This window comes from Rheinheimera sp. ATLC3 (assembly GCF_059429535.1).
Genome location: NZ_CM182103.1, coordinates 1405929 through 1417668, shown reverse-complemented (window position 1 = coordinate 1417668; position 11740 = coordinate 1405929). Strand labels below are relative to the sequence as shown.

The window sequence follows — 11740 nt, the reverse complement described above, 5'->3', positions numbered from 1 at the left end:
TATGCTGATAAGCATAGAATTTCACGGGGCTACATATTATGCGGACAATAATCTTGTTACTTACCGGGTGTCTGCTGTGCGCCTGTGGTGGCGGGGGTAACAGCAGCAGCGGAGGAAATACGGCGGCGCCGGTCAATCTTTGCCAGCGTAATGATATTAATGCTCAGGTGTTTTGTGCCCTGCAGCAGGACTATCTTTGGTACCGTGATTTACCGGCCTCGATTAATCCTGATAATTACGCTTCACCCTCTGCTTTACTGCAGGCTGTGGCCGCGCCGCAAGACCGATACAGTTTCGTGTTAACAGCACAGGAATATCAGGATCGCTTTATCAATGCCACTTTTTTTGGGTTTGGTTTTTCCAGCGTACGTGCTGATAACAACAGCGCCCTGCAAATCGCTTTTGTTTATGATGATGGCTCTGCGGCCCAGAATGGTTTGCGCCGTGGCGATAAAATTACTGAAATTGAAGGTGTCAGCGTTTCACAGTGGCTAAGCCAGCTTGATGCAGGCACTATCAGCAGTGAAGATATATATGGCCCAAATGAGAATGGTGTAATAAGGAACTTTATCTGGCAGAAACCAGACGGCAGCCAGCTCAGTGCCGACTTTATAAAAAGTGATGTCACGACCAATACGGTATTGCACCGCTCAGTGATAGAGCAAGACAACAAGCGGATTGGTTACCTGGTATTTAACAGCTTTATTGAGTTGTCCGAGTCTGAGCTGCAACAAGCTTTTGCTTATTTTGCTATACAGGGAGTTGAAGAGCTGGTGCTCGATTTACGCTATAACGGCGGCGGTTTAATTCGTGTTGCTAATCAGCTCAGCACACAGATAGCACAGCGTAATGTGCAAGGGCAGGTATTCGTTAAATACCGTTACAACGATAAAAACATTGCTAAAAATAACACTACACTTTTTTCGCTCGGTGCCGGCAGTACCAGTTTAAATCTGGACAGGGTGTTTATTCTGACAACAGCCAGTAGCTGCTCATCCAGTGAGCTGGTCATTAATGCGTTGTCACCCTTTATTGATGTCGTACAAATCGGGGGCACGACCTGTGGCAAACCGGTTGGTCAGCAGCCGGATCAAATAGGAAATTATGTGCTGTTTGCAATTAACTTTCAGACCGTTAATGCCCTGGACCAAGGGGATTACTTTGAAGGGTTGGAGCCAGAGTGCCAGGTGCCGGAACAAATCAATGGTGACTGGGGGATAGCGGATGATCCGCTGTATGCTGAGGCGTTGCAATACATTCGCACTGGCAATTGTAGCAATGTCGCGACTTCTGCAATATCGGCAGCCTCATTACGCTCGTTACCTGCTCAAATGCCTGTATTAGCGCCCTGGACCGTTAATGACGAGCATTAAGGCGCAAAACTTGCTTAATATCTGATTAAGGTAGCCGATAAGGTACAACTGACAATTTTCAGGCGTAGATGATGATTAAAGGTGTTTACTTAGCGTTAGCGATGTTAGTACTAACAGTTCCGGCTGTGGCTCAGGAGCTTGAAGCAGTGCAGCTGTATTCGCAGGACGAACTGCTGGCCCTTATCCGCACTAACAGTCATTTAAAGCGGGTCAAAGCCGATGATTGCCAGTTGGTCAATGACATTGAAGCGAGAGCCGATATTATGCAGCTGCCTGCCTACCAGTTTTTATACGGTGATATGCTGGCCTATGCGGTCTGCGTGCCGCGTAATGTTGAACGCGGCTGGGATTTAATGTTGCAAGCTGCCGGGCAAGGGTTGCCGGAAGGGTTAGAACAAGTAGGACGTTACTATCATATTGGCCGTTTTGTTCAACCCGATATTGATAAAGCCATTGTATATCTGCGGGAAGCCTCGGCGCTGGGTAATTTAAACGCCCAGTTACGGTTGGGGCAGATCCTGGCTGATGGCAACGGTAGCCCGGTAGATTTTGAGCAGACCTATCGCTGGCTGCATAATGCAGTAACAGCTGATAGTGCTAAACATAAGCAAATTCAGCAGGTACTTTCAGCCCTGGCGAAGAAAATGCCAGCACGGGTAGTTGCCAATGCTAAAAGACCGGTCAAATGAAGTTCATACTCATTGGCAGGTTTAGCTGTTACACTTAACACAATTTAGGAAGCAAAAGATAACTTAATGACGGTAAATGATCCGCATCTTGCGCGTGAGCAGGAAAAATACGAAAACCCCATCCCCAGCCGGGAATTTATTCTCGAGCATATCGAAAAACGCCAAAACCCCGCTTATTTTGATGAACTGGTTGAAGAGCTGGGGCTTAAAGATGATGACGCCATTTTTGCGCTGAAAAAGCGGCTACGGGCTATGGAGCGCGACGGCCAGCTGATTTACACCAAAAACCGCCGCTACGGCCTGGTCGATAATATGGACCTGGTTAAAGGCACGGTACTTGGGCATCGTGAAGGCTATGGCTTTTTAAAACTGGAGCAAGGCGGGCCGGACTGGTTTATCCCTAATTTTGAAATGCAGCGCCTGCTGCCTGGCGATGTGGTGCTGGCCACGGCGCAAAGCATTTCCGCTAAAGATAAAATTGAAGCCCGTGTTGTACGTGTACTTGAACCCCGTACTGAGCCGGTAGTAGGCCGTTACTATAAAGATTTCGCATTGGGCGTGGTGGTGCCGGAAGACCCGCGCATTTCACAGGATATTGTTATTCCTGATGGCGAGCAGGGCGCTGCCCGGCATGGCCAGGTGGTGCTGGCCGAAGTCACTCAGCGACCGTCAAAACGCGTTAACGCTGTGGGTAAAGTGATCGAGGTACTGGGCGAGCATATGGCGCCGGGTATGGAAATCGAAATCGCTATCCGTAATCACCAGATCCCACATGAGTTTTCTGATGCTGTGCTCAAGCAGGTGGCCAAATATGGTGAAGAGGTGCCGGCAGCGGCTAAACAGGGCCGGGTTGACTTAACCCAGTTGGGCCTGATTACCATCGATGGTGAAGACGCGCGTGACTTTGACGATGCAGTTTATGCTGAAGCTAAAGAAAACGGTGGCTGGCGCCTGTGGGTGGCTATTGCTGATGTCAGCAGCTATGTGCAACCAGACACAGCACTGGATAAAAGTGCGCTGGAGCGCGGTAACTCAGTGTACTTCCCCGATCATGTGGTGCCAATGCTGCCTGAGGCGTTATCAAATGGTTTATGTTCATTGAACCCGCACGTTGATCGCCTGTGTTTAGTTGCAGATATGCATATCAGTGCCAACGGTAAACTGGAGAGCTATCAGTTTTATGAGGCGGTGATGCACTCCAGCGCGCGTTTAACCTATAACAAAGTGCATAAAATTCTGCAGGGCGACCCCGAGCTGCGTCAGCAATATGATGCTAACCTGATCAATATTGAGACGTTGTACGCACTGTATAAAAAGCTCGCCAAAGTGCGTGGACAGCGCGGCGCTATTGAGTTTGAAACGGTTGAAACCCGTTTTATCTTTAACAGCCATCGTAAAATTGAACAAATAGTACCGGTACACCGGGTTGAGTCACATAAGATCATTGAAGAATGTATGATCATGGCCAACGTCGCGGCAGCACGTTTTATTGAAAAACACGAAGCTCATACGTTATTCCGCGTGCACGAGCGCCCGGACGGTGATCGCTTTGATAACTTCCGCCGCTTTTTAGGCGAGCTGGGCATTGAAGCCGACTTACCAAACGAGCCTACCCCACTGGAGCTGACCGAGCTGTTAAATCGTATTGGCGAGCGGCCCGACCGCGAACTGATTGAAACCACTATGCTGCGCTCAATGAAACAAGCAGTGTATCAGGGCGATAATCAGGGCCACTTTGGTTTGGCGCTTGAGGCTTACGCCCATTTTACCTCGCCAATTCGCCGTTATCCGGATCTGGTGTTGCATCGTGGTATCAAAGCCATACTGGCAAAACAAGGGCAAAAAGTGATTGGTGCCCGGGCGTACAGTGAGGCCGAAATTACCCCTCTGGGCGAGCAGTGCTCGATGACAGAGCGCCGGGCAGATGATGCCACCCGTGAAGTGGCTGACTGGCTTAAATGCGAGTATATGCAGGACCATCTGGGTGATGAGTTTGAAGGTGTGGTGTCAACGGTCACCAACTTCGGTTTATTCGTTCGGTTAACCGAACTGTATATCGAGGGTTTGGTACATGTTACTTCACTGCAAAACGATTACTATCACTTTGACGTTGACCGCCACGTATTAACCGGTGAGCACAGTAAAGTCAGCTATCGCATGGGCGATTTACTCAAAGTGAAAGTGGCTGCCGTTAATCTTGAAGCGCGAAAAATTGATTTAGTGCTGGTGGGTGAACCCAAGCGCTATGTCAATAAAGCCGATATTAAGGCATCAAAACTGGCGGCCAGTGGCAAAGCGGCAAAAGCTGGCAAGGCAGGCGCGGGTAAGGGCGGTAGCAGCCGCAGTGGCAAAGCACCGGTGAAAAAAGATGACAAGCCTAAAGGAGCTCGTAATATTACCGCGCGGAAAAAGCCACGGCGAAAGACTAAATAATGGTAGTAAGCCACTAGCAAAACGGAATACTCACGCTGACACGCCGTGAATATGTCCCTATAGGCTCGATTCAGGCATCCATGCCTTCAACGGTCAGCTTAGAGTATTCCGATTCGCTAATCATCTAAACTAATGTAAACTGCCGACCAATTTTTCTGACTGGCGAAACAAGGGCTAACAATGAACGCAGATCTGGTATTCGGTATTCACGCGGTAGAGGCGTTTTTACAGCGTTCGCCGCAAGATGTGCTGGAATTGTTTGTGATGAAAGATCGCGACGATAAGCGCATGCAACCGATCATTCAGTTAGCCCGCCAAAATGGCGTGTCGGTGCAGTTCTGTAACCGTAAAACACTGGATGATATGGTCAGTGGCCAGCATCAGGGGGTAGTTGCTAAAGCCCGTTTACAAAGCTCAGGCAACGAAGCGGATTTAGCGGCTATTGTGGCTGAAAACGATAAGCCGTTTATTCTAATTCTTGATGGTGTAACCGACCCGCACAACTTAGGCGCTATTTTACGTAGCGCTGATGCGGCCGGCGTGCATGCCGTTGTTGCGCCAAAAGACCGCTCAGTGAAACTGACATCAGTGGTACGAAAAGTGGCTTGTGGCGCTGCCGAAAGCGTGCCCTTTATTACGATTACCAACTTAGCCAGAACCATGCGAGAACTGCAGGATGCAGGTGTTTGGATTGTCGGCACCGCTGGTGAAACTGACACCTTAGTCTACGATGCTGATTTAAAAGGCCCGTTAGCGCTGGTACTAGGCGCTGAAGGCGAAGGCCTGCGTCGTTTAACGCGCGAAACTTGCGATAGCCTGGTGAAAATTCCGATGTTTGGCACCGTATCCAGCCTGAACGTGTCAGTGGCCGCCGGTATCTGCTTATTTGAAGCGGTGCGTCAGCGCAGCTAATCCAAATATCTGCTTGTTATTTACCCGCTAAATCCGTAGAATACGCGACCTTCGGCCATACACTTAACGTTCCTTGCCTCCATGAGAACCCCGGCCGAGTTCCCCCGAGGCTTACTAACCGTAAGGAGCTACAATGCGTCATTACGAAATCGTTTTTATGGTTCACCCTGATCAGAGTGAGCAGGTACCAGGCATGATCGAGCGCTACACTGGCGCGATCAAAGAAGCGGGTGGTTCTATTCACCGTCTGGAAGATTGGGGCCGTCGTCAACTGGCTTACCCAATCCAGAAGTTGCATAAAGCTCACTATGTTCTGATGAACGTAGAAGCGCCACAAACTGTGATTGATGAGCTGGAAACTAACTTCCGCTACAACGATGCTGTTTTACGTAACCTGATTATGCGCACTGACAGTGCCGTAGTTGAGCCATCACCAATGGCTAAGGTACGTGAAGAACGTCGTGAGCGTGCTCCTCGCGAAACTGAAGAGCAAGTATCAAACGAAGAGTAAGTTGTTGTTAATGGACAATTGCACCGTACTGGTAGGCACAATTTGTCGCGCACCAGAGCACAGCGAAAGTCCGGCGGGTATACCGCATACGGTTCTGGCACTGGAACATCGCAGTAGCCAGATGGAAGCCGGCTTAAACCGCCAGGCTTATGTCAGGATACAGGTGGTACTCACCGGAACTGAACTGACACAACATACTAAAGCGTTAACGTTGGGCAACATGGTTAAGGTAAGCGGTTTTTTAAACCGGCACCAAAGCCGCAGTGGACAGGCAAAGCTGGTACTGCACGCACAACACATTGAACAAATAAGTTAGGAGACAGGCAAATGTCACGTTTTTTCCGTCGCCGTAAATTCTGCCGTTTTTCTGCAGAAGGCACTGTAGAGATTGATTACAAAGATACCGCTGTTCTGAAAAACTATGTTACAGAAAGCGGCAAGATCGTACCTAGCCGTATTACTGGTACCAGCGCTAAGTATCAGCGTCAATTAGCCCGTGCTATCAAGCGCGCACGCTACCTGGCTCTGTTACCGTACAGCGACTCACACAGCTAATACAGAAGGGGTATAAGTAATGCAAATTATTCTGTTAGACAAAGTCGCTAACCTTGGTGGTTTAGGTGACAATGTAACTGTTAAGTCTGGCTATGCTCGTAACTTCTTATTCCCACAGGGTAAAGCAGTTCCAGCTACTAAGGCTAACATCGAGAAATTCGAAGCCCGTCGTGCTGAATTAGAAGCTAAATTAGCTGCTGATTTAGCCGCTGCTAATGACCGTGCTGCTAAAGTTGCTGCGCTGGGTGAAGTGACTATCGCTTCTAAAGCTGGTGATGAAGGCAAACTGTTCGGTTCAGTTGGTACTCGCGATATCGCTGATGCTATCACTGAAGCCGGTGTTGCAGTGTCTAAAGCAGAAGTGAAGTTACCAAACGGTACTTTACGTGAAACTGGCGAGTTCGATATCGACCTGCAGTTACACGCTGAAGTTATCGCAACTGTTAAAGTTGTGGTAATCGCAGAAGCTTAATTGCTTGAAAGCGCACTGCAGCTGCAGTGCGCTTTTCCAATCACCTCCGTTTTATCCTCTGATATAGCCATCACACCGGCACAGATGCCTAGCCGTTAAAAATTTCTGTTACTTTGCTTTGTTATCTGCCTGTGGCAGGTTAGCATTATGCTGTTTTCGCTAACTGATACAGGTGCTATGAGCAGTACAAAAGATAAGCAGGTTGCTGCGGTTAAAATGCCGCCCCATTCAATAGATGCTGAGCAGTCAGTGCTTGGCGGCTTAATGCTGGACAACGATGCCTGGGACCGTGTTGCAGAGAAGGTGGTCGAGCAGGATTTCTATCTCAGAGCACACCGCTTTATTTTTGCAGCCATGTCACGTCTGGCAGAATCCAGCCACCCGATAGACATTATTACGGTTTCTGAAGATTTAGAGGCCAACCAACAGTTAGACGATGTGGGCGGCTTCGCCTATTTGGGCGAAATTGCCAAAAACACGCCCAGCGCAGCAAATATTCTGGCCTATGCTGATATCGTGCGTGAGCGTGCCGTGGTACGCGATATGATTTCAGTCGCGCACGACATTGCTGATGCCGGCTACGATACTCAGGGCCGCACGTCGGCTGAGCTGCTCGACTTTGCCGAAACCAAGGTATTTAAAATTGCCGAGCAGCGTGCCAATGCCAACGAAGGCCCGGAACCTATCAATGCGATCCTGGCTAAAACCATTGAAAAAATCGACGAGCTGTTCCGCTCGCCGCACGATGGTGTCACCGGTGTCTCTACCGGTTACGTCGACCTGGATAAGATGACCAACGGCATGCAGCCATCGGATCTGATTATCGTTGCTGCCCGCCCGTCGATGGGTAAAACCACCTTTGCGATGAACCTGTGTGAACATGCTGCTATCACCAGTGATAAGCCGGTGCTGATTTTCAGCTTAGAGATGCCGTCAGAGCAAATTATGATGCGTATGCTGGCGTCTTTAGGCCGTATTGACCAAACCAAGGTGCGTACCGGCCAGCTTGAAGACGAAGACTGGGCGCGTTTGTCGTCAGCAATTGAGCTGTTAAATACCAAAGGCAAAATGTATATCGACGATGGTTCGGGCCTGACACCGACAGAGGTACGCTCGCGGGCGCGCCGGGTAGCACGTGAGCACGGTGGCCTGAGTATGATCATGGTCGATTATTTGCAGTTAATGACAGTACCGGGCTTAAGTGAAAACCGTACATTGGAAATTGCGGAAATCTCGCGTTCGTTAAAAGCGCTGGCAAAAGAGCTTAAAGTACCGGTAGTGGCGCTGTCTCAGCTTAACCGTTCACTTGAACAGCGGGCCGATAAACGCCCGGTAAACTCCGACTTACGTGAATCCGGTTCTATCGAGCAGGATGCCGACTTAATCATGTTTATCTACCGTGACGAGGTATATAACGACGACAGCCCGGATAAAGGCACAGCCGAGGTCATTATTGGTAAGCAGCGTAACGGCCCGATAGGCCGCGTGAGGCTGACATTCCATGGCCGTTATTCACGCTTTGATAACTATGCTGGTAGCGCCCGTTTCGAGGAAGATTAATGCAAAGCCGCCGGCCACAGGCCATTATTAATCTTAACGCCCTTAATCATAATTTTTCCCGGGTAAAACAATTGGCTCCTGCCAGCAAGGTATTGGCAGTGTTAAAAGCCAACGCCTATGGCCATGGGATGCTTGCCGTGGCCCAGGCATTGAAGCACGCTGATGCGCTGGGTGTGGCCCGCATTGATGAGGCTCTGGCGCTACGTGCTGGTGGTATTACCAAACCCATTGTGCTGCTGGAAGGCTTTTTCCACCCGGATGAGCTGCAGCAGGTGGTAGCGTCTAATTTACAGCTGGTAATACATCACCGCGAGCAAGCCACAGCACTGGTAGCTGCCAGGTTGGATGCGCCGGTACGGGTTTGGTTGAAAGTTGATTCCGGTATGCACCGGCTTGGTATTTACCCGGATGAATTTAATGAGTTGCATCAGTGCTTAAGTCAAAGTGCCAATGTGCAAACGCCAATCCGTTTTATGAGTCATTTTGCCAGCTCGGATGAGTTGGCGAACCCGGCTACGCTGCGGCAATTGCAGCTGTTCCGGCAGACTATTGCAGACACAGAAGGTGAGGTGTCACTGGCTAATTCTGCTGCCATTTTAAACTGGCCGCAAAGCCACGCTGATTGGGTGCGGCCTGGCCTGATGTTATATGGTGTATCACCAATGGCTGATGGCAGCGGCAATACGCAGGGCTTGCAACCGGTAATGACCTTAAGCAGCAGTGTTATCGCGGTGCGGCATGTTAAAGCCGGTGAGGCAGTAGGCTATGGCGGCAGTTGGATAGCTGCACACGACACCCGGCTAGCCGTTGTCGCGATAGGATACGGTGATGGCTACCCGCGAGCAGCCAGTAACAATGCCGACGTCGTTATTAATGGTCAGCGCTTGCCGGTTGTCGGGCGTGTCTCTATGGATATGATTACTGTTGATATCGGCCAGCAGAGCGTTGCAGTTGGTGACAACGTTATTCTGTGGGGGCCACAGTTGCCGGTAGAGCAGCTTGCGCAGAGGGTAGAGACTATTCCTTATGAGCTATTGTGTAATATCACCAGCCGCGTGCAGTTTAGCTACGCTGAATAATAACTTCCCTGCCTGGCACATTTTCTGCTTTAAGTGTTCACCATCTATGGCATTAAATTTTGCAGGAATGTGTGATGACAGTGTCAGGCCTTTCAATTAACAACTTCCAGCTACAGTATCAGCTGCTTAAGCCTGAGAATGGCGCGGATGCGTTTGCCAGCCGGCAAGATATTGCCGCCAAACCGGCAATCGCAGCCGCTACTGCCGCTCACGCCAGCAAGGCAGCGGCTCCTGCCGAGCCTGAGACTGAGCAACAAAAAGCATTTCTGGATCAGTTGATGGAGCAAATGCTGGCAAACCGTATTGGGCTTGATAAGCAAAAATACGATGAAATTCAGCAGAAGATAGAAGAGACCGAAGCAGAGAAAGATGCGCTGGCACAGCAACCCGCCAGCGTAGAACGTGACAATAAGCTATCGGCGCTTGATGATAAGTTGACGCAGCTAAACAAAGCACTTGAAGCGTTGATAGAGCAGGCAAACCGTAACCGGGAGCGTAAAGAGCGTTCGGAGCAAGCTGCAAAAGACGTGATAGCACAATACCGCAATGCTGCGTTTGTGAAACAGGAGCCGACTATTTTTTTATAGCCGGCGTCGGGTAGTTACTTATCGAAGCTGACTTCGATATGTACTTTGCCAAAGTCGGAGTCGAAAGGCATCAGAATTTTTGCACCTTCGGATTTATGTGAAATAGTGTGGCCTTTACCCGATACCACAACTGGTGTTGCCATAGTGAAGTCGTAACCTTTTTCACCCAGAATACGCTTGGCACCACCTGTCACCATATTGGTTATTTCGCCAACCATATCAGTGACATCCGCTGTAATACCTTTTGGCCGCTCGCCCAACATACGAAACATAATTTCTACAGCTAATGATTCTTCAAAAGTAATAGAGAATGAGCCTTTGGTTTGTGGGCTAACCATGCCGATTAAGCCGGACACATCACCACGGGCCACTTCATCTTTTTTTATCCGGGGCTGTCCCGGCGTGATGGTGGTATTGGCCATCGTACTTAATACATTGACCAGAGACGATAAAAACGGGTTTATAAATTCTACATTCATGTCTACGCCTATCAGAATACGGTATCAGGGCTACAACTTGTTTAAGATTAGAAACCTTTTACTGAATTAACAAGCCAGATCCTTGATATGGAAAAGTTTTATTGTTTTGCCTTACAGGTTTTGCATAAGCCGTGGGCTTCTATCGTCTGGTGCTTGATAACAAAGCCCTGTGCCACTGCCTGGCGGTTAAATTCCTCATGCAGCAAATCTGAGTGCAATTCAGTGACATTGCCACACTGATCACATATCAATAATTGTGCCGGATGATGCTGGCCAAAATGATGACAGAGTAAAAAAGCATTCGTTGATTCAATTTTGTGAATAAAGCCTTGTTCTGTAAGAAACTCCAGAGCACGGTAAACGGTGGCAGGTTTGGCTCCGGGTTCAGTCTGCTTTAGCTGTTCTAATAGCTCGTAAGCGCCAATGCCGCCGTTGAGGTTGGCAAGCAGGCGAAAGACTTTTTCCCGGATGGACGTAAAGCGGGCACCATTTTGTTCGCATATTGTACGGGCCCGGTTGACCAGTGTTTCCGTCGACATAATTTGCTCCTGTCAGCAGTTGTCGGCAGTGTACCATATCAGGCATTAACTGCCACGCTGTCAGGAATAAACTGCAAGGTCTACAGACGGTTGATCTGATCTTTTAGCTGATAAGACTTGTCAGTAACAATACTTTCCAAAGTGGCGATACGTTGCTTTAGTTTCTCATGCTCTGCTTTCAGCTCATCCATTTCCTTGCTGCTGCCGGCTTTATTTTTGTGCTTGTTGTAGGAGTCAAAAGCGGCAAACGCCATTGAACACACCACAACAATAACAATCATGTCAAACACGCCCATTTTTTAGCTGCTCCTTGATAACTGGTTAATTTGATCTTTAATCTGATAAGATTTATCGGTCACTATGGCTTCCAGAATGGCGATGCGTTGTTTCAGCTCCGCGATTTCCTGCTCGAGTTTATCAATACCTTTGCCAGATGCCAGTTGTTGATACTTATATCGCATTTTCATCGCATCGTAAGCAACACCGCCGAGTATGGCAACTACCACTATGATGACAATACCGATATCCATAAAGACGCTCCTTCTTTAGTT

Annotated in this window: 15 protein-coding genes; 11 read left to right on the top strand and 4 right to left on the bottom strand. The window is 49.0% G+C overall.

The annotated features are described in order from the left end of the window. The first annotated feature begins 38 nt into the window (after window positions 1–38). From AC5SV9_RS06660 to AC5SV9_RS06610, 11 genes are all read left to right on the top strand, one after another. Window positions 39–1373, top strand: coding sequence for a S41 family peptidase (locus AC5SV9_RS06660; RefSeq protein ID WP_475147379.1), 1335 nt, complete (start codon window positions 39–41; stop codon window positions 1371–1373). 68 nt (window positions 1374–1441) lie between these two features. Continuing rightward, window positions 1442–2062, top strand: a complete 621-nt coding sequence (locus AC5SV9_RS06655) for a tetratricopeptide repeat protein (protein ID WP_230819325.1) — start codon at window positions 1442–1444, stop codon at window positions 2060–2062. A 66-nt stretch (window positions 2063–2128) separates the two neighbouring features. After that, on the top strand, window positions 2129–4495 hold the full coding sequence (rnr, locus tag AC5SV9_RS06650; RefSeq protein ID WP_475147377.1) for a ribonuclease R: 2367 nt from the start codon (window positions 2129–2131) through the stop codon (window positions 4493–4495). Window positions 4496–4675: 180 nt separating this feature from the next. Continuing rightward, the gene (gene rlmB / locus AC5SV9_RS06645; RefSeq protein WP_475147375.1) at window positions 4676–5407 is read left to right on the top strand and encodes a 23S rRNA (guanosine(2251)-2'-O)-methyltransferase RlmB; all 732 of its coding nucleotides are present in this window, start codon (window positions 4676–4678) and stop codon (window positions 5405–5407) included. Between the two features lie 133 nt (window positions 5408–5540). Beyond that, window positions 5541–5918 (top strand): 30S ribosomal protein S6, encoded by a 378-nt coding sequence (rpsF, locus tag AC5SV9_RS06640; protein ID WP_134057559.1) that lies wholly within the window; start codon window positions 5541–5543, stop codon window positions 5916–5918. Between the two features lie 10 nt (window positions 5919–5928). Next, window positions 5929–6234: a primosomal replication protein N gene (gene priB / locus AC5SV9_RS06635; RefSeq protein WP_475147373.1), complete on the top strand. Its 306-nt coding sequence runs from the start codon at window positions 5929–5931 to the stop codon at window positions 6232–6234. A gap of 11 nt (window positions 6235–6245) precedes the next feature. Beyond that, entirely contained in the window at window positions 6246–6473 is a 228-nt protein-coding gene (gene rpsR, locus AC5SV9_RS06630) for a 30S ribosomal protein S18 (RefSeq protein ID WP_008218940.1), read from the top strand. Between the two features lie 19 nt (window positions 6474–6492). Beyond that, window positions 6493–6945: a 50S ribosomal protein L9 gene (gene rplI / locus AC5SV9_RS06625; protein ID WP_475147371.1), complete on the top strand. Its 453-nt coding sequence runs from the start codon at window positions 6493–6495 to the stop codon at window positions 6943–6945. Between the two features lie 177 nt (window positions 6946–7122). After that, a complete protein-coding gene (gene dnaB, locus AC5SV9_RS06620) occupies window positions 7123–8505 on the top strand; it encodes a replicative DNA helicase (protein ID WP_134057553.1) in 1383 nt (460 codons plus the stop codon). Continuing rightward, window positions 8505–9584 (top strand): alanine racemase, encoded by a 1080-nt coding sequence (alr, locus tag AC5SV9_RS06615; protein WP_475147370.1) that lies wholly within the window; start codon window positions 8505–8507, stop codon window positions 9582–9584. Before dnaB ends, alr begins: the two co-directional genes overlap by 1 nt. 74 nt (window positions 9585–9658) lie before the next feature. Continuing rightward, entirely contained in the window at window positions 9659–10171 is a 513-nt protein-coding gene (locus tag AC5SV9_RS06610; RefSeq protein WP_475147368.1) for a hypothetical protein, read from the top strand. Window positions 10172–10185: 14 nt separating this feature from the next. On the opposite strand, the gene AC5SV9_RS06605 is transcribed toward AC5SV9_RS06610, so the two are convergent. The 4 genes from AC5SV9_RS06605 to AC5SV9_RS06590 form a co-directional block, all read right to left on the bottom strand. Beyond that, window positions 10186–10650: a chemotaxis protein CheX gene (locus tag AC5SV9_RS06605; RefSeq protein ID WP_475147367.1), complete on the bottom strand. Its 465-nt coding sequence runs from the start codon at window positions 10648–10650 to the stop codon at window positions 10186–10188. A 98-nt stretch (window positions 10651–10748) separates the two neighbouring features. After that, window positions 10749–11189 (bottom strand): zinc uptake transcriptional repressor Zur, encoded by a 441-nt coding sequence (gene zur / locus AC5SV9_RS06600; RefSeq protein WP_134057545.1) that lies wholly within the window; start codon window positions 11187–11189, stop codon window positions 10749–10751. 80 nt (window positions 11190–11269) lie between these two features. After that, entirely contained in the window at window positions 11270–11485 is a 216-nt protein-coding gene (locus tag AC5SV9_RS06595) for a phage shock protein B (RefSeq protein ID WP_230819320.1), read from the bottom strand. Between the two features lie 3 nt (window positions 11486–11488). Further along, on the bottom strand, window positions 11489–11719 hold the full coding sequence (locus AC5SV9_RS06590; protein ID WP_475147366.1) for a hypothetical protein: 231 nt from the start codon (window positions 11717–11719) through the stop codon (window positions 11489–11491). Window positions 11720–11740 lie beyond the last annotated feature (21 nt).